Genomic DNA, 17,085 nt, shown 5'->3' with positions numbered 1-17,085 from the left:
AGCCGGGATCGGGGAAAAGTGAATATGAAATAACGATCGTTACTGTAACGAACGTTATTTCATGCATTGATCGAAGTCAATCGAACAGAGGCTCCAAACACGGCGAATGCACCGCTTGTGCGTCGGCCGCGAAACACAACGACGCGCGCCGCGAGCGCGGCACCGACGCAGATGCGGTGGCGCGGGAGAGCGATTCCGCGAATACGGACGCAAATACGGACGCGGATGCGCTCACGGTCGCTGCCGGCATGACGATTGGCGCTCCGGCCGACACGCCGTTCGAACGCCGAATCGCTTCGCGCGAAGCGTCGAACGCGAACCGCCGAAGCGGCTGCCGACCTTCGCAAGCGGCTCGAATCGAGAGCCGCCCGAGAGCCGCCCGTTTCGCCGTGCCGCACGACGCCCCGGGCACCGCGCGCGCCGCTCGACCCGAGCCGCACTGCCCGATGCGCGTGCGAAATCTCGTGCGCCAACGTCGCGCCCCAAGCAATGCGCCGGGGCATGCCGTCATTTCTCGACGAACGCGCGCTCGATCACGTAATCGCCCGGCGCCTGGCTCGTGCCTTCGACGAAGCCGCGCCGCTCCAGCATCTCGACCAGATCGGCGAGCATGCTCGGGCTGCCGCAGATCATCACGCGATCGACCTCGGGATCGAGCGGCGGCAGACCGGTGTCGTCGAACAGACTGCCCGAGTCGATCAGCTCGGTCAGACGCCCCCGGCGCTCGAACGCTTCGCGGGTCACGGTCGGGTAATAGATCAGCTTGCCTCGCACGAGATCGCCGAAGTACTCGTTTTCGGGCAACTCCGCGGTGATGTGGTCGAAATAGCCCAACTCGCTCTTCCAGCGCACGCCGTGCACCAGGACGATCTTGTCGAACGCGTCGTAGTAGTCGGGGTCGCGGATCACGCTGATGAAAGGCGCGAGGCCCGTGCCCGTCGACAGCAGATAGAGATGCTTGCCCGGCCGCAGATTGTCGATGATCAGCGAGCCGGTGGGCTTGCGCCCGACGAGCAGCTTGTCGCCGATTCGAAGATGTTGCAGGCGCGACGTCAGCGGGCCATCGGGCACCTTGATGCTGTAGAACTCCAGATGATCGTCGTAGTGCGCGCTGACGACGCTGTACGCGCGCATCAGCGGCCTGCCGTCGATCTCGAGCCCGATCATCACGAACTGGCCGGTCTTGAAACGCAGGCCCGGATCGCGCGTCGTCTTGAAGCTGAACAGCGTGTCGTTCCAGTGGTGAACGGACAGCACGGTTTCGTGGGCGTTCGCGGACATCTTTTCCTCAATCCCCTGTCATGTTCATGAAGCGCACGATTTGCGGCGGCGCGCTCAGATCGAAGTGATGCCGCTCGGGCTTCAGCGGCATCGCGGCGACGATGGCGGCGCGCAGCCGGACGCAACCGGCCGGCGGTTCTAGGCGGCGCAAGCCCGGCTCCACGTCACGCGACATCACGGGCTTCACGCGCCGTTGCGATCCAACTGGTCGAGCTTGCCCTTCACGTCGGTCCACGTCGCGTGATCGGGAAGCGCCGATTTCTTGCCGGTGATTCGCGGCCAGCTCGGATGCCGGGCGAGCTCGGCGTTGAGCGCGACGAAATGCGTCTGATCGTCCGGCAGATCGTCGGCGGCGCGTATCGCGTCGATCGGACACTCCGGCTCGCACAGCGCGCAGTCGATGCATTCGTCGGGATCGATGACGAGAAAATTGGGTCCCTCGTGAAAGCAGTCGACGGGACACACTGCCACGCAATCGGTGTGCTTGCAGCGAATGCACCCTTCCATCACGACAAAGGTCATGCCGTATCTCCCTGAAGGCGGACTCGGGTCCGCGCATTTTGGATCGAACGACGCGCGCCGGACTACGCGGCCTTCCGCCGAGCGCCCGTATGCCCGGATCGTTTCGCGCACATAGTAAGTTCTACTTTAGAACCTATCAAGCAGCGATTCTAGAATGGCTCGACTACCTGATATCGATCACACACCCCGCATGACGATACGGAGTCCGAATCGAAAGTCCGACGACCAAGCGTGTCTTCCCGCTCGCGAATCGATGCGAATCGATGCGAATCGACCGGGAAGCGGAATCGTCCGGCGACGTGGCGTACACGCTCAGTTCGGCGACGAAATGCGCAACGCAGCGATATGACGCGCGCATCGCGCGGACGGCGACGGTCGACGCGCGAGGGAGCACCGCCGTCGATCGGCCGCCAGACGGACATCGACTCGCGTCGCGTCCAGGCGCGGTCGCCAGCGGGCCAGCCACGCAATGCCGCCGGGATCGCCCGCCCTGCCCGCCCCCGACGGACGCGGGCGCGTCATCACCGCGCGACGCATGCAACGCGAGCGCGCGCCGCGCGATGTCGTCTTGCGTCGCACACATGAGGCCGCCTCGGGTGCGCGCTCGAGCGGGGCGTCAAGCGGCCGCCTTCGCGATGCCGATGGCAATGCAACGCACACCGCACGCTCGCTCGAACGGATAGATATCCGAAACAAGATGCGCTCCATCGCCACAACCCCTCGCGCACTTGTCCAGGTCCACGTCGACCTCGAAACCGCAAGCCTCGAAACCGCAATCGAGCGTGCGGAGAACGCATGCGGTTTTTCCCGGTCGATGACGGATGCGCGGCCCGCCGGGAGCGGACTGCACGCGACCGGCGAATCTTCGAATAACGATCGTTATGGTAACGGACGTTATTCTATACTTCCATCGACGTCAATCGAACAAAGCCTCGAATACGGAACGGACATGCGTTACTCACCGAAACACAAGGAGGCGAGCCGGGCGCGCCTCGTCGAGGCCGGCGCCGCGCTTGCAAAGCAGAACGGCTTCGCGAACACCGGCATGGACGCGCTCACCGCGGCGGCCGGCGTGACGACGGGCGCGTTCTATTCGCAATTCCGCTCGAAGCCGGAATTCCTGCGCGCGATCGTCGAGCACGAGATGTCGAAGGTGCTCGCGACGGTCGAGCACCGCTCGACGGACGACCTCGTCGCCGCGCTGCGAAGCTATCTGAGCACCGCGCACGCCGATCACCCGGAGCTCGGCTGCCCGGTGCCCGCGCTCGGCGCGGAGATCGCGCGCGCCGACGTCGAGACCCGCAAGATGTTCGAAGACCTGATCAAGCGCTTTCAGACGTCGCTCGCGAACGCGCTGCACGACGACGAAGCGGCATGGACGCTCGGATGCGCGGCGATCGGCGCAGTGCTCGTCGCGCGCGCGATGGCGACGCCCGAGCGCCGCAGCGAAGTGCTGCGCTCGGTGCTCGCCTATACGATGCGATCGTTCGACGGCAACGCGCCGAAGAAGTGACGCGCGCGCGCGTCACGCCGGCGTAAGCCGCGCGCGAGCCGGATGCCGGCCTGCGCACGAGGCGCACGCAACGCCCGAGCGACAATATCGCGGCCGGCACAAACCGGCCACGTGCCGCCCTGCCCGACGCGCGGCCGCGCTCGACCGTCCGGATCCCGGACGATTCAGCCCTGCACGGCCGTGCCCGTCGCGCTTGCGGCGACCGGCCGCCGCGCGAGATCGCGATCCGGCCACGGCGTCAGAATGTCGAAGCCGTCTTCCGTCACGACGACCATATGCTCCCACTGCGCGGACCACGAGCGATCCTGCGTCACGACCGTCCAGCCGTCGGCGAGTTGCCGCGTTTCGGCGCGCCCCGCATTGAGCATCGGCTCGATGGTGAAGATCATCCCGGGCGCGAGACGCAGCCCCGCGCCCGGCCGTCCGTAATGGAGCACTTGCGGCTCGTCGTGATAGATGCGGCCGATGCCGTGACCGCAATACTCGCGCACGATGCTGAAGCCCTCGCGATGCGCGACGCGCTGGATCGCATGGCCGACGTCGCCGAGCGTCGCGCCCGGGCGCACCGCCGCGATTCCCGCCATCATCGCTTCGTAGGTCGCATCGACGAGACGCCGCGCCGGCGCTGCCGGCTCCCCGGCGAAGTACATGCGGCTCGTGTCGCCATACCAGCCGTCGTTGTCGAGCGCGACGTCGATATTGACGATATCGCCGTCCTGCAACGCGTGATCGGAAGGAATGCCGTGGCAGACCACGTGGTTCACCGACGCGCAGATCGTCTTCGGGTACCCGTGGTAGCCGATGTTCGCGGGCCGCGCGCGCAGGACGTCGACGATGTACTCGCGGCATAGCCGGTCGAGCGCGTTCGTCGTCACGCCGGCCTTCACATGCGGCGCGATCATGCTCAGCACCTCCGCGGCCATCATGCCCGCGCGGCGCGCCATCTCGATCTCGGCTTTCGAGCGGATCGGCACTTGTCGTGAACGCGCCATCATGCGCTCCTCGCCGCGCCGTCGGCCGGCGACGTCGCTTCGTCGCCCTGAATTTCCGTCTCGATCAACAGACGGCAGATCTCCGCATAGCTGAGCGTCGGATGCAATTCCACGAGCATCCCGATTCGCAGCCAGTGCTCCGCCTGCGCGTTGATCGACCGGCTCAGCGCGGCGCTCGCGTGGCGCAGCGATTCATGCATCGCGTCGGATATCTTGACTATTCCCATTGCACGGATTTATACGGTTTATATACGAAACGTATATTATCCACAAACCGGGAATCGATCAAGCCGCCGAACCGGCGGCGACCGCAGACGTCGCGCGCCGGGCGGCCGGCTTGATCGAACAGCGGCTGCGCGCCGTCTCGCCGATGTCGCCGACGTCGTCAGGCGCGCCGGCATCCGCGCGTCCTCGGAACACAACTCGGACTCGCACGCCGGCGTCCGAATGGACGAACGGAACGAACGGGACGAACCGCATGCATCGGCCACGCCGTACGCGCCGCGCTCACGACGACGGTTTTTCGCGCACGGGCCGGAATCAGTCGCCCGCCAGTTGTTCCACCGCGAGCCGCCGCATCTGCTCCGCCTCCCGCCACACGTCCTGCCTGCGGCGAAACGCGGCTTCGTCATCGGCCAGCGCGCGGCACGCGCGCGCGACGCCATGGTTCAGGTCCGCCGCGCCCGGACCGCCGCCGAAACGATGGCTGCGCGCCCAATGGAGCGGACTGCGCGACACGAAGTCGGGATCCAGCGCGACGAGCGCGTCGTAACTCGAGCGCCCGTGTGCGAGGCTGTCCCGCACCGCTTGCGCGACCTGCGTATGCGCCGAGCGAAAATCGAGCGACCGGCGGACGACGAGCGATTCGGCCACCGCCATCGCGACCACCCCCGCGTCCTTCAGATGCGCGTCGATGCGCGCATCCGCCGCTTCGAGCCCGTCGATCAGCAGCGCGCCGACCGCCGCGGCCTCTTCGATCGCGGCGCACGCCTGCGTAATCAGCCCGTTCATCGGCGAGCCCGCTTCGAACGAGTTCGTGTACGGCGTCTTGCCGAGCGTCGCCGAGCAGCTCGCGAGCGCGCCGAGCGGCACGCCCGCGCGGCTCTTCACGAATTCGACGAGAAACGGGTTCTTCTTTTGCGGCAGCATCGACGAGCCGCCCGTCAACGCGGCGGGCAGCGAGACGAGCGCGAACTCCGCCGTCGTCCACATTTGCAGATCCTGCGCGAGACGCGACAGCACGAGGCCGATCGCGTTCATCGCAGACAGGAAATGGACGACGCCGCTGCGGTTCGCCACCGCATCGAGGCTGTTCGACGCCGGCTGCTCGAAGCCGAGCAGCCGGCAGACGAGCTCCGGATCGATCGGCAACGTCGTGCCGCCGCCCGCGCCGGCGCCGAGGGGGCAGACGTCGATGTGCTGAAACAGCGCGAACAGCGCGTGGATTTCGTTCGCGAGCGCGTCGTCGTACGCGAGCAACTGATGCGCGAGCGTGCCCGGCAGCGCCGGCTGATACTGGCTGTAGATCGGGAACGCACGCTCCACGTTCGCCGACGCCTTGAAGACGATGGCGCGCCGCAGGCGCCATAGCGCGTCGAACGCGCGCGACGTCGCGTCGCGCAGATGCAGCTTGGTCGTGGCCGCGTTGATGTCGTTGCGCGAGCGGCCCGTTTGCAGCACGCCGCCGACGTCCTCACCGAGCGTCTCGATCAGGTAGTTTTCGACGAGCATGTACAAGCCTCGCGGCTTCGGCCGCGCGAGCAGCGGCTCGTAGCCCGCGCGCCGCAGTCGACGGTGGGCGTCGAGAAGCGGCCTGATCCGGTCGAGCGCGACGATGCGCGTCGCCCCCAGCATGACGAGGTGCGCCTCGTTCAGATCGAACAGATAGTCGAGATCCGCGAGCGGCGCTTCGCTCGCCCCGTCGCCGTAGACGATCGCCTGCAGGCGCGCCGGCAGGCCCGGCGGCGTCGCGTTCGGCGCCGCCGCGGGCACGGGCACGGGCGCGTCGGCGTCGATGTCGGCTTGCAGCTCGGCGACGGCGCGCTCGGCGACCGCCTCGACCGATTCGCGATGATCGCCCGCGCAGACGACGGCGGCGATGCGGTCGCGGAAGCTGCCTTCGAGCCGCAGCGCGTCGCCCGGCCGCGCGATCGGATGAAAATACCGAAGCTCGGGCGTCGCGGCGATGTCCGCCGGTATCGCGAGCGGGCTTTTGAGCACGCCCTCGCGCGCCGGCAGCGCGAAGCGGATCGCGCCGTAGCGCTTCGCGGTGAGATCGGGAAACGCGGCCACGCCGAGCCACATGTCGAGCACGTGGTCGAGCAGGTCCACGCCGAACACCTCGCCGAGCAGCACCGGAATCAGGCCGCCCGCCAGGCGCGGGTTGATCTCGATGATCGTGACCGTGTCGCCGCGCACGCGCAGCTCGGTGTGCGCGGGCCCGAACGCATAGCCGACCGCCTCGAGCGCGCGCAGCACCGTGCGCTCGATTCGCTCGCGCTGCCCGCTCGACAACGGCGCCGGATAGTCGTGGCCGATCTCGACGAAGTGCGGCTCGCGCCCGAGGCGTTTTCTGACGATGCCGACGATTTGCGTCTCGTGCTCGACCGTCAGCGTCTCGACCGAATACTCGTCGCCTTCGACATAGGTCTGCACGAGCGCCGCGTGCGTGCCCGCGCGGTACAGCGCGGCGCAGTGCTCGCCCGCCTCTTCCGCATTCGCGCACAGTCGCACGCCGACGCTTCCGGAGCCCGTTCTCGGCTTGACGACAACCGGATAGGCCAACCCGTCGAGCGCGGGCGGCGCGTCGGTGTCGAGCGAAAGCGCACGCGTGCGCGGCGCGTCGAGCCCGTGCTCGGCGAGCGCGTCCGCGAGACGCTTCTTGTCGCGGCAAATGCGCGTCGCTTCGGTGTTCGCGGTCGGCAATCCGAGCCGCCGCGCGACTTCGCTCGCGACTTCGATGAAATATTCGGACGACGACAGAACGCCCACGACGCCGCCGAGCGACGACACGAAGTCGTGAATTCCGTCGGCGTCGCTCGTGTCGATCGATACCGTCACGACCCGGACTGCGTCGAGAAACGGATACTTGCCGCGATCGGCCGTGAGGAAGTACGGCGTGAGGCCGCGTTGCAGCGCCTTGCGCACGAGGAGTTCGCCGGTGCCGGTCGTGTTGCTTTCGATGAAGACGAAGATGCCCGTCATGTTTTCCGCGAAACGTCGATGAATGAGGGGCCGGACGCGCCTTCCGGGCGCCGGGCGGATGCGGGCCGGGCCGCGCGTGCGCAATGCGTCATGCGCCGAGCGCCACGCGCCCCTGCTGCTCGGCGAGCGACTTGCGCCCCCATGCGATGCAGGCCCACTCGCGCGCGGGATCGACTTGATCGAGCCGCTCGACGCGATGAGGGGCGGCGCACGGCGCGCCGGCGATCTCGCCGTTCATCTTCAGCCAGCGTTCGTCGAAGATCGTGTCCTGATAGCGGTAGCCCGTATCGGGCGCGACGAACAGCGTCTTGCGCTCGGGCTGCCGCGCCGCCGCGTGGCGCGCGATCCGGTAGGCGGCGCCGCTCGTCGGGCCGCAGAACAGGCCGTGCCTCGCATGCAGCTCGATCGCGGCGAGATTCGCCTGCGGGCTCGTGAGCCAGTGGATTTCGTCGAACTGCGTGTGATCGAGGATCTTCGGCATGATGCTGTTGCCGAGCCCGCGAAGCGTGCGCTTGCCGTCCGGCAAGCCGAACAGCACGCTGCTGAACGTGTCGACGCCCGTCACGCGGACCTGCCCGCTGTGCCGCCGCAGGTGCGTCGCGAGGCCGACCGACGAGCCGCCCGAGCCGACGCACGCGACGAGATCGAACGCCGGGCCGACTTCGTCGAGCAGCCGCTCGGCGAGCGAGCGATACGCATCGGGATTCTGCGGGTTGTCGTATTGCTGCACCCAGAACGCGTTCGGATGCGCGTCGAGCAATTGCGCGACGCGCGCGAGCCGCAGGCGCTGGTACGCGCCGAACGCATCCGGTTGCTCGATGATGTCGACTTCGGCTCCGAGGTTGTGCAGCATGCCGCGCAGCTTCGGATCGATCGCCGGATCGCCGACGATCCTCAGCTTGAGTCCCTGCTCGCGGCACACCACCGCGAGGCCGAGCGCGAAGTTGCCGCTCGACGACTCGACGACGAGCGTGTTCCGATCGATCCTGCCGTCGCGCATCGCCTGCTCGATGATGTGCTTGGCCGGAATGATCTTCATCACTTCGAGCGCGACCGCGTAAAGATTCGGCGAGAGCTGGACGATGCGCGGCTCGGCCATCGCATCGGAGACTTTCTCTCGGGTTTTCCTGTTCGCTGCAGTGCCGTATGTCATGAGCTCACCTGGTGAAGAATCGCGAGATGGGTTGGCGAAGCGCGTCGCGCAGCGTGCGCTCGGCGTGCGCGATCGTGTCGAGCGCGTCGGGATGCGACGCATCGAAGCACAGGCCGATGAAGGTGCCGCTGTGGCAGTTGACGATGCCGTCCGCGCCGACTTCGCGCATCAGCGCTTCGAGCTGCCGCAGCGTCCGCTTCGGGTTGCGCTTCTGGTGCATTTGCGCGCTGAGCGTCGCGGCGCGCCCGATTTGCCGGACGTCGCTGCGCGAGATCGCCGCGTCGACGTCGGCGAGGAGCGCCGCATACTGGTCCGCTTCGTCGCGGGAGAATTCGAAGCGATGGCCGTTGTACTCGACGGTATCGATCGTGCCGCCTTCGTCGATCGCGAGGATGCAGATTTTCGGCAGCTTGCCCATCACCTTGCCGAGCTCGACCCTGCGATGGAAGAACGCGACCGATTCGTCGAACATCACGCCGTCGGTCGGCTCGATCTCGCGGATGATCGCGCACATGTCGTCGGGCGAAAGCGGAATCTCGAAGCACACGGCGAGCGCGCGCAGCGTCGCGACGATGTCGGAGGACGAGCTCGCGAGCCCCTTGCCCTCGGACACGTCGCTGCAGATCTGCAGGACGCCGCCCGTTCGGATGCCGAATCGATCGAAAAAAAGCGTGGCCGCCTTCAGCGATTTCCTCTTGCTCGCAGGGAAAACATACAGGCGATCGGAATGCCGGAAGCGGCAGAATCGGGCGGTCGACGTCAACGTAATCGGAAGCGTGATCAGAAAATCGTCTCCGGACACCGGTTCGCGCCCCTGCACCAGTTCGCCGAACGTGGCCGGGGCGTTGCCGACCGAGAAGAGGCGCCTGGCCGGCGAATGCGCGCGTCCCGGCGGCGGCCTTCCAGGCTTGGCGAACGGCCGCTCGGCGTTGCGCCCGGCATTGCCGTCGGCGTCCGCCGAAAGCCGGTCCGCCGCGCGTGCGCGAGCAATCGCATCGAGGTCCGGCGCCGCATCCTCGTGGCGGCCCGGCGCGAGGTCGAGCTCGTCGCCGACCGTGCGCTTGTTCTTTGCGCGCGACAGCGCGGACAGCTGGTCGGACAGCACCGCCTTGCTGTCGTACAGCAGCCGCCCGATCAGCGTGCTCTTGCCGTCGTCGACGCTGCCCGCCGTGATGAAGCGCAGCACGCCGAGGTCTTCGTTGTTGTCGATGATGCTCATGATGGGAATGTCCTCGCGTGCGTCAGAAATAGCCCTGCTTCTTGCGCTGCTCCATCGCGGCCTCGGACGTCTGGTCGTCCATCCGCGTCGCGCCGCGCTCCGTGATCCCGGTCACCGCCGTCTCCGCGATGATCTTCTCGACGTCGTCCGCGTCGCTCTCGACCGGGCACGTGCACGAGATGTCGCCGACCGTGCGGAAACGTACGAGCGCCGTCTCGCCCGTCTCGCCCTCGCGCATCGGCGTAAGCGGCGTGACGGGCACGAGCAGGCCGTTGCGCCGCACGATCTCGCGGCGGTGCGCGTAGTAGATCGACGGCAGCTCGAGCTTCTCGCGCGCGATGTACTGCCATACGTCGAGCTCGGTCCAGTTCGAGATCGGGAACACGCGCAGGTGCTCGCCGCGGTGCAGGCGCGCGTTGAACAGGCTCCACAATTCCGGGCGCTGCGCCTTCGGGTCCCACTGGCCGAATTCGTCGCGGAAAGAGAAGATCCGCTCCTTCGCGCGCGCCTTCTCCTCGTCGCGCCGCGCGCCGCCGATCATCGCGGTGTAGCCGTGCGCCTCGATCGTCTCGAGCAGCGTGACCGCCTGCGCGGCGTTGCGCGAATCGGTCTCGCGGCGCAGCACGACGGTGCCGCGCTTGATCGAATCCTCGACGTGGCCGACGACGAGTTCCGCGCCGATTTCCTTCGCGCGGCGGTCGCGGAAGTCGATCACCTCGTCGTAGTTGTGGCCCGTGTCGATGTGCACGAGCGGGAACGGCAGCGACGTCCTGCGGTTCGCGCCGAGCCCGAACGCCTTCAGCGCGAGATGCAGCACGACGACCGAATCCTTGCCGCCCGAGAACAGCAGCGCGGGCTTGCTGCACTCGGCGACGAGCTCGCGCAGGATGTGGATCGACTCGGCTTCGAGCCAGTCGAGATGGCCCATCCGGCCGGACGACGCGCCGGCGGGCGGGGCAAAAGCGGACGGTTCGAGCGAGGCATTCATTGTTCCGGTCCCCGGTTCTGCGCACATGCGGCGCGATCGCCGTGCGACGGCGTCGGTCCCGCGCGCCGGCCAAGCCTGTGAAAGGCGATGCCGGCCGCGCGGCTGTCGCCGGGCCGCTTCGCCGCGGCCCGGCGCGCGTCGCTCATGAGCAGGCCACGCCCATGTCCGCCGCGAAATGCTCGACGTCCTCGGCGTACGTCCCGAGAAAATCGTCGTCGTCGTAGTACGCGAGCGCCTGCCTGAACATCTTGTCGCGGCTCTCCCAGCGGTTCGCCATCGGGTACTGCGACACGCGCGCGTGATCGTCGTGCGAGATGTGCAGCGCGTGACCGTCGACGTGCCGCACGAGGCCGGCCCCGAGGGTCAGCCGCGAGATCATGTCCTGATCCTCCCAGCCCCATCCGTGCAGACGCCCGTTGTAGCCGTTCACCGACAGGAAGTCCCGCTTCCTGACGAGCAGCAGCCCGGGCGCCTGGCGCGTGCCGTCCTGCGCATCTTCCTCGTTGTCGACGATCGTGAGCGCGCGGCCGTTCCGGATCTTGACTTCCAGGCGGTAGCCGAAGCAAACGACGTTCTTCGCCTGCCGCGAATTCTGTTCGGTCTCGCGCACTCCCTTCAGGGTCGCGAACGTGCCGGGCGTCGCATCGAGCTTGCGCACGAGCGACACGATCACGTCCGGATCGACGATGATGTCGCAGTCGCAAAAGAACAGAATGTCGTGACGGGCCGCGTGCGCGCCGAGATTCTGCGCCTTCGTCTTGTGGAAATAGCGCTGCTCGCGCAGCTCGGCGACGTGGACCGCATGCTCGTGACCTTCGAGCTGGCGGGCGAGGCTATCCGCGTCGCCGCCGAAATTCACGATCACGATCTCGCCGTTCAATCGGCCCGCGGTCTCGACGAGCCCCGGCAACGCGCCAGCCAGCTCGTTCCGGTTTCGCCATGTCACGATGATGGAAAGCATGGTCAATCTCCTTCTGGTTGAGCAGATGTCGATGAAGCGACGCATGTTCTCGCGCGCGTCGCGCCGACGATCGCCGATCCGTCACGCATGGCGGATCGCGAAGTCCTTCAGGAACGCGGTCAGCCGGCCCACCGCTTGTTCCGATACCGCGTTGTACAGCGACGCCCGGATGCCTCCGATCGAGCGGTGCCCGCTCAGGCCGGACAGGCCGGCCTCGGCGGACTTCTCCTTGAAGAGCGTGTCGAGCCGCGCGTCCCTGAAGCGGAACGCGACGTTCATCGTCGAGCGCGCCGCCTTCTGCGCATGGCAGTCGATCACCTCGTCCAGCGCGTCGAGCGTCGCGTAGAGCGCGGCGGCCTTGCGCGCATTGATGTCGCGCATCGCGCCCACGCCGCCGATGGCGTCCCTGATCCAGCGCAGCACGAGCGCCATCACGTAGATCGCGAATACGGGCGGCGTGTTGTAGTTGGACCGATGCTCGACGTGCGTGCGGAAATCGAGCATCGGCGGCAGCGTGTCGGGAATGCGCTTGAGGAGCGCGCGCCGGATGATCGCCACCGTCACGCCGGCGGGCCCCAGATTCTTCTGCGCGTGCGCGTAGACCATTCCGTACGCGTCCACGCTGAACGGCCTCGACATGAAGTCCGACGACATGTCCGCGATCAGCGGGCTGCCGGGCAGATCCTCCACCTCCGGAAACTGAAGTCCCTCGACGGTCTCGTTGGACACGTAGTGACGAAACGACGCGCGCGCATCCCAGTCGAGCGCGGCGAGCGGCGGCAGCGTGCGGTAGCCGCCCGCCGCGCCGTCCCAGACCACGCGCATCGCGGCGACGCGCGACGCCTCGCCGATCGCCTTGCGGCTCCAGTAGCCCGTCGTCACGTACTCCGGCGCGGCGGCGCCCGGCAGCGAGAAGTTCATCGGGATCATCGAGAACTGCAGGCTGCTGCCGCCTTGCAGGAACACGACGCCGTAATCGTTCGAAATGCCCAGCAGTTCGCGCAGATCCGCTTCCGCCTGCGCGAGCAGATTCGAGAACCAGCCGGAGCGGTGGCTCATGCCCAGCACCGACAAGCCGGTTTCCGGCAGCTCGACGACCGCCTGCCGGACCTGCTCAAGCACGGAATCCGGCAGCGCGCCGGGGCCGCCCGAAAAATTCAGTTGATTGCGATGCATCTGACGACACTCCCGCGACAAGGTGAGGACCGGAATCGGATCATTTCTGCAGATAGCCTGCCGACGGGCGCATCGCCCCCCGTCTGAGCGCGCCGTTGAGCGGCTCCGAGTAGTACTTGAAGACGAGTTGCGCCACGAGCGCCGACACGCACAGATAGAAGACGAGCCACAGCGGTTTCGCGTAGATGTCGACGTTTTCCCGCGTGACGTACTCGCGCAGGACGCCGAGCACGACGATGTGAAACAGGTACAGCTCGTAGCTGCGCTGCCCGAACCAGCCGACGAAGCGGGAGACGAGCGAAGGCGCCGCCGCCTCGCGCGGCGCGCCGTTTCTGAAGCTGTACAGCAGCACCGCGGTGCAGAACGCGACGACCGACACGCCCCAGACGACGTGCTGCATGATCGGGCCGGACAGATACGTCGCGGCGATCGCAACCCCGGCGATCCATCCGATCGCCCGGCTCCAGCCGCGCGAGATGGCGCGCGCGGGCAGCAGCGCCGCGCAGCATCCCATCGCGATCGCGTCGAAGCACGACAGATAGCCGTACAGCGCGACGATCTCGTCGTCCGCGTGCAGGCTCCGGTAGACCGGCGCGACGATGATCGGCACGCACAGAAACAGCAGGATGTAGCGGCGGCGCTTCAGCAGCAGGCACAGAATCGGAAACGACAGATAAAACACCTCCTCGACCGACAGCGACCAGAGGATGTTCATGCTGTAGTTGAAGTAGCCGGCCTTGGACATCAGCACGTTGTGCCAGAAGGTCAGCACGGACAGCACCGAGACGAGCACGCTCGCCGTATCCGGCTTGTTGACGAACGAGCGCATGCCGAGCGAGCCGAGCGCGACGATCACCGCCAGCACGAGCACGAGGCACGGCAGGATGCGCGACGCCCGGAACCGGTAGAAGGTGGCCGGCCGGATCGCGCCGAGCGAGCCGAAGCGCTTGATCGACGTCGACGTGATCAGGAAGCCCGATACCGCGAAGAACATCGTGACGCCGTAGTTGCCGTTGCGCGAGATCGCCTTGATCGCGTCGGACAGCCACGGGGCATCGAGGGGCGTGACGTGCAGCCGGTATGTCAGGTGAAAATGCAGGATCAGCACGAGCAGGATCGCGATCCCGCGCAACAGGTCCACACCATCGCTACGTTTTTTCAATTCCATCTTCCATTCCTGTTCCAGATTCCCGTTCCGCGGCGGCCGGCGGCGGGCCGCTCAAGCGGCGCGGCGTTGTAAATCCGCCTTCACGCGCAAAATGTGTCGAGCGACGTCCTCGATCTCGCCGATGCGATACGACAGCGGCAGCGCGGTTCCGCCCTCATCGTCCTCATCCCCCTCATTCCCCTCATCGCCTTCAACGGCCGCGCGCGCCCGCGCGATCCGGACGCCCCCGCGCGCGTCGAGCGTGACGCCCTCGTCGCGCGCCCATTCGCGATTGCTCGCGACCGCGTCGTCGAGCGTCAGGCCGGGCGGCAGGTCCACCTCGAGCCGGCCGCCGGACAGCGTCACCGGATAGCCGCCGCAAAGACCGAGCGGCCCGGGCGCGTGCCCCGCGTAGCGCTCGATGCGGCCGAGCAGCGCGGCGAGCAGCCGCGCGCCCGTCGCCCCGGTGATGAGGTTCAGCGCCGGGCCGGCCGGCAGCCGCACGTCGGGCAGCGCAGCCGGCGTGCTCGCCGCCGCGCCGTCGATCCACACCCGCGGCGGATGCAGGCGGCTCTGCCCGGCGATGGCCGCGGCGACCTGCCGGTGATGCGCGAGCATCCGGAGCCGCGACGGCGCATCGAGGCCCAGTTGCGCAGCATACGTCGCGGCCAGCGTCGCGACGTTGCCGATGCCGCATGTCACGTCGTGACCGAGCCGCACGAGGATCTCGTTCGATGCGTCCGGATAGCACGCGTTGACGAGGCGGCTCGACGGCGCGCGCTCGCCGATCGCACGCGCGACGCGCAGCGCCAGCGCGAGCTGCAGCGGCAGCGTCGCGCCGTAGCCGCTCGCGCGGATCTCGGCCGCCCACGCGTCGTTGCCGCTCGCGATCTCCCACATCGATTGCAGCGACGCCGCATGGAACACGACCTTCGGCGCGCAATCGCCGACGAGCCTCGCGAGATCGTCCGGGGCGTCCCAGTCGATCGCGCGGCACGCAACCCGGTGACGCGTGTCGAGCGCGCACGCGCGCGCATTCGCGGCCTGCGCGAGCCACGCGAGCCGGCCCGCATTGCGCGCGGCCAGCATGATCGTCATCGGCTCCGCGGGCGCCGGCATCGTCGCCAGATCGAACAGCACGGCCTCGACGAGCGAGCCGGAACCCGTCACGAGCAGATCGGCGGGCATCGTCAGCCCCCCCGCCCCAGTTCGGCCGCGATCCGCCCGGCGATATCGGCCGCGCACAGGCCATGACGCTGCAGCAGCTCGGCGGTCGGCCCCACGTCGCCGCTCCAGTTCGCCGGCCAGCTGAACACCGGCTCGCGGACCGCGTAACCATTCGCGCGGAGCAGATCGGCAAGACCGCCGAAGCGAGTATGGTCGTCGACGACCCAGATTCCGTCGACGCCGTCGACGAGCGCGGCGAAAGCGTCGGCGGGAAACGGCGCGAGCCGCGCCATGTGAAGCGCGCCCGCGTCGACGCCGAGCGCGCGCAGTTGTCGGGCCGCGCCGTCCGCGACGTGCGTGAACAGTCCGCAGCTCACGAGCGCGAACCGACGCCGCTCGCCGATCCAGCGACACACGGCAGGCTCGCCGGGCAGCTCGCCCCACGGCTCGCGCGGGTAGCGGATGTACGCGGGCCGATCCGCGTCCATCACCGCATCGACGACGAAACGCGTGTCGCGATCGCTGGCGGGCGTCCAGACGTCGACGTTCGGCAGCGACGCCATCACCGCGATGTCGTTCAGCGCCAGATGGCTCTTGCCGTTCGGGCCGCCGCATCCGCCGCCGTGCGAGCCGACGAGCGTGACGGGCATCCCGGTCTGCGCGAGACCGACACGGATCTGATCATAGGCGCGGTAGCACAGGAACGCCGCGAACGAGAACACCCACGGCCGCAGGCCGCATGCGGCCATGCCCGCCGCCGTCGACACCATCGACTGCTCGGCGATCCCCGCCATCAGGAACCGGTCCGGATGGGTCGCCGCGAAACGGTCCGCGCCGTACGAATCGGCGAGATCGCCGTCGAGCACCCAGATCCGGCGATCGTGCGCGGCGCGCTCGACGAGCGTCTGCACGCAATGTGCGGCGGGCCTCATGCGACGCCCTCCGCCACGGCCACCGCGTGCCGGAACTGATCGTCGGTGAGCGACGTGCAGTGCGACAGCCCGGGATCGAATTCGAACGCGGGAATGCCGCGCCCTTTCACCGTGGTCGCAAGCAGCACGCTCGGCCGCCCCCGCTGCGCGGTCATCCCGCGCATCGCGGTCTCGAGCTGCACGAGGTCGTGCCCCGCCGCTTCGCTCACGTGCCAGCCGAACGCCGCCCACTTGCGCGCCGCATCGGGCAGCGGATCGGGAACCACGCCGTCGATGCCGCGCCAGCCCATCTCCTGAAAGCCGTTCAGATCGACGACCGCATGCAGGTTGTCGACGCCGTAGCGCGACGCGAGCTGCGCCGCTTCCCACACCTGGCCTTCCTGGCATTCGCCGTCGCCAAGCACGACCCAGACGCGCGCGCCGGTGCCGCGCAGCGCGAACGCCATCCCGAGGCCGACGGACAGCCCCTGCCCGAGCGAGCCCGTGGAGAAATCCACCGCGTCGAGCAACGTCATGTCCGGATGGCACGGCAGACGGCCGCCGCCCTTGCCGTACGTGGCGAGCTCCGCCTCCGGCAACTCGCCAGTCGAAGCGAGCACCGCGTACAACGCGACCGACGCGTGCCCTTTCGACAGGATCAGCCGGTCGCCGAGCCCGGCGGCCCGGCGTCCCGCGTCGCGCCGAAGCACGCGGTGATACAGCACGACGAGCGTATCCAGCACGCTCATCGCGCCGCCGAAATGTCCGCCGTCGACGCCGTGCAGCATCTTCAGCACCCGCTTTCGATTTTCCAGCACCTGCTTGTCGAGATTCATCGTGATTCCTGTTCG

The 17,085-nt window shown here is 67.9% G+C and carries 16 protein-coding genes; 1 reads left to right on the top strand and 15 read right to left on the bottom strand.

Annotated features, from left to right (window positions below):
- Nucleotides 1-507: 507 nt before the first annotated feature.
- Genes BG90_RS14530 through fdxA form a run of 3 tightly spaced genes read right to left on the bottom strand, consistent with a single transcriptional unit; the run spans nucleotide 508 to nucleotide 1,803 of the window.
- The gene (locus tag BG90_RS14530) at nucleotides 508-1,281 is read right to left on the bottom strand and encodes a ferredoxin--NADP reductase (protein ID WP_010116017.1); all 774 of its coding nucleotides are present in this window, start codon (nucleotides 1,279-1,281) and stop codon (nucleotides 508-510) included.
- 7 nt (nucleotides 1,282-1,288) lie between these two features.
- Nucleotides 1,289-1,468 carry a hypothetical protein gene (locus tag BG90_RS14525; RefSeq protein ID WP_010116020.1) on the bottom strand — a complete coding sequence of 60 codons (180 nt, stop codon included), beginning with the start codon at nucleotides 1,466-1,468 and terminating at the stop codon, nucleotides 1,289-1,291.
- Nucleotides 1,465-1,803 carry a ferredoxin FdxA gene (fdxA, locus tag BG90_RS14520; RefSeq protein ID WP_025989890.1) on the bottom strand — a complete coding sequence of 113 codons (339 nt, stop codon included), beginning with the start codon at nucleotides 1,801-1,803 and terminating at the stop codon, nucleotides 1,465-1,467. Before fdxA ends, BG90_RS14525 begins: the two co-directional genes overlap by 4 nt.
- Before the next feature lie 949 nt (nucleotides 1,804-2,752).
- Here fdxA and BG90_RS14510 point away from each other — a divergent pair.
- Nucleotides 2,753-3,316 carry a TetR/AcrR family transcriptional regulator gene (locus BG90_RS14510; RefSeq protein ID WP_010104761.1) on the top strand — a complete coding sequence of 188 codons (564 nt, stop codon included), beginning with the start codon at nucleotides 2,753-2,755 and terminating at the stop codon, nucleotides 3,314-3,316.
- Nucleotides 3,317-3,480: 164 nt separating this feature from the next.
- Here BG90_RS14510 and map read toward each other — a convergent pair whose 3' ends face one another.
- The 12 genes from map to BG90_RS14445 form a co-directional block, all read right to left on the bottom strand.
- Entirely contained in the window at nucleotides 3,481-4,308 is an 828-nt protein-coding gene (map, locus tag BG90_RS14505; protein ID WP_025989891.1) for a type I methionyl aminopeptidase, read from the bottom strand.
- Complete coding sequence (locus tag BG90_RS14500; protein WP_010104764.1) at nucleotides 4,308-4,535, bottom strand: ParD-like family protein; 228 nt, start codon at nucleotides 4,533-4,535, stop codon at nucleotides 4,308-4,310. Before BG90_RS14500 ends, map begins: the two co-directional genes overlap by 1 nt.
- A gap of 313 nt (nucleotides 4,536-4,848) precedes the next feature.
- Entirely contained in the window at nucleotides 4,849-7,512 is a 2,664-nt protein-coding gene (locus BG90_RS14490; protein ID WP_010116027.1) for a lyase family protein, read from the bottom strand.
- An 88-nt stretch (nucleotides 7,513-7,600) separates the two neighbouring features.
- On the bottom strand, nucleotides 7,601-8,665 hold the full coding sequence (locus tag BG90_RS14485; RefSeq protein ID WP_025989892.1) for a cysteine synthase family protein: 1,065 nt from the start codon (nucleotides 8,663-8,665) through the stop codon (nucleotides 7,601-7,603).
- A gap of 4 nt (nucleotides 8,666-8,669) precedes the next feature.
- Nucleotides 8,670-9,884, bottom strand: coding sequence for a GHMP family kinase ATP-binding protein (locus tag BG90_RS14480; RefSeq protein WP_045568190.1), 1,215 nt, complete (start codon nucleotides 9,882-9,884; stop codon nucleotides 8,670-8,672).
- Nucleotides 9,885-9,906: 22 nt separating this feature from the next.
- Complete coding sequence (cysD, locus tag BG90_RS14475; RefSeq protein ID WP_045568189.1) at nucleotides 9,907-10,872, bottom strand: sulfate adenylyltransferase subunit CysD; 966 nt, start codon at nucleotides 10,870-10,872, stop codon at nucleotides 9,907-9,909.
- A 142-nt stretch (nucleotides 10,873-11,014) separates the two neighbouring features.
- The gene (locus tag BG90_RS14470) at nucleotides 11,015-11,833 is read right to left on the bottom strand and encodes a galactosyltransferase-related protein (protein WP_010116050.1); all 819 of its coding nucleotides are present in this window, start codon (nucleotides 11,831-11,833) and stop codon (nucleotides 11,015-11,017) included.
- Between the two features lie 81 nt (nucleotides 11,834-11,914).
- On the bottom strand, nucleotides 11,915-13,009 hold the full coding sequence (locus tag BG90_RS14465; RefSeq protein WP_010116052.1) for a phosphoserine transaminase: 1,095 nt from the start codon (nucleotides 13,007-13,009) through the stop codon (nucleotides 11,915-11,917).
- A 40-nt stretch (nucleotides 13,010-13,049) separates the two neighbouring features.
- The gene (locus BG90_RS14460; protein WP_010104782.1) at nucleotides 13,050-14,177 is read right to left on the bottom strand and encodes an acyltransferase family protein; all 1,128 of its coding nucleotides are present in this window, start codon (nucleotides 14,175-14,177) and stop codon (nucleotides 13,050-13,052) included.
- Between the two features lie 51 nt (nucleotides 14,178-14,228).
- Nucleotides 14,229-15,350: a hypothetical protein gene (locus BG90_RS14455; protein WP_025989893.1), complete on the bottom strand. Its 1,122-nt coding sequence runs from the start codon at nucleotides 15,348-15,350 to the stop codon at nucleotides 14,229-14,231.
- Nucleotides 15,347-16,255 carry a transketolase family protein gene (locus BG90_RS14450; protein ID WP_010116057.1) on the bottom strand — a complete coding sequence of 303 codons (909 nt, stop codon included), beginning with the start codon at nucleotides 16,253-16,255 and terminating at the stop codon, nucleotides 15,347-15,349. Before BG90_RS14450 ends, BG90_RS14455 begins: the two co-directional genes overlap by 4 nt.
- Nucleotides 16,252-17,076, bottom strand: coding sequence for a transketolase (locus tag BG90_RS14445; RefSeq protein WP_025989894.1), 825 nt, complete (start codon nucleotides 17,074-17,076; stop codon nucleotides 16,252-16,254). The genes BG90_RS14450 and BG90_RS14445 overlap by 4 nt, the downstream gene beginning before the upstream one ends.
- Between the last annotated feature and the right edge of the window lie 9 nt (nucleotides 17,077-17,085).

The sequence above is a fragment of the Burkholderia oklahomensis C6786 genome, from assembly GCF_000959365.1.
GTDB classification, from domain to species: domain Bacteria; phylum Pseudomonadota; class Gammaproteobacteria; order Burkholderiales; family Burkholderiaceae; genus Burkholderia; species Burkholderia oklahomensis.
The sequence above is the reverse complement of the archived record's forward strand: the minus strand, read 5'-3'. Positions and strand labels throughout refer to the sequence as shown.

Coding starts and splice junctions, on each gene's coding strand:
- BG90_RS14530 (WP_010116017.1), bottom strand. CDS start 1,281: ATGTCCGCGAACGCCCACGAAACCGTGCTGTCCGTTCACCACTGGAAC.
- fdxA (WP_025989890.1), bottom strand. CDS start 1,803: ATGACCTTTGTCGTGATGGAAGGGTGCATTCGCTGCAAGCACACCGAT.
- BG90_RS14510 (WP_010104761.1), top strand. CDS start 2,753: ATGCGTTACTCACCGAAACACAAGGAGGCGAGCCGGGCGCGCCTCGTC.
- map (WP_025989891.1), bottom strand. CDS start 4,308: ATGGCGCGTTCACGACAAGTGCCGATCCGCTCGAAAGCCGAGATCGAG.
- BG90_RS14500 (WP_010104764.1), bottom strand. CDS start 4,535: ATGGGAATAGTCAAGATATCCGACGCGATGCATGAATCGCTGCGCCAC.
- BG90_RS14490 (WP_010116027.1), bottom strand. CDS start 7,512: ATGACGGGCATCTTCGTCTTCATCGAAAGCAACACGACCGGCACCGGC.
- BG90_RS14485 (WP_025989892.1), bottom strand. CDS start 8,665: ATGACATACGGCACTGCAGCGAACAGGAAAACCCGAGAGAAAGTCTCC.
- BG90_RS14480 (WP_045568190.1), bottom strand. CDS start 9,884: ATGAGCATCATCGACAACAACGAAGACCTCGGCGTGCTGCGCTTCATC.
- cysD (WP_045568189.1), bottom strand. CDS start 10,872: ATGAATGCCTCGCTCGAACCGTCCGCTTTTGCCCCGCCCGCCGGCGCG.
- BG90_RS14470 (WP_010116050.1), bottom strand. CDS start 11,833: ATGCTTTCCATCATCGTGACATGGCGAAACCGGAACGAGCTGGCTGGC.
- BG90_RS14465 (WP_010116052.1), bottom strand. CDS start 13,009: ATGCATCGCAATCAACTGAATTTTTCGGGCGGCCCCGGCGCGCTGCCG.
- BG90_RS14460 (WP_010104782.1), bottom strand. CDS start 14,177: ATGGAATTGAAAAAACGTAGCGATGGTGTGGACCTGTTGCGCGGGATC.
- BG90_RS14450 (WP_010116057.1), bottom strand. CDS start 16,255: ATGAGGCCCGCCGCACATTGCGTGCAGACGCTCGTCGAGCGCGCCGCG.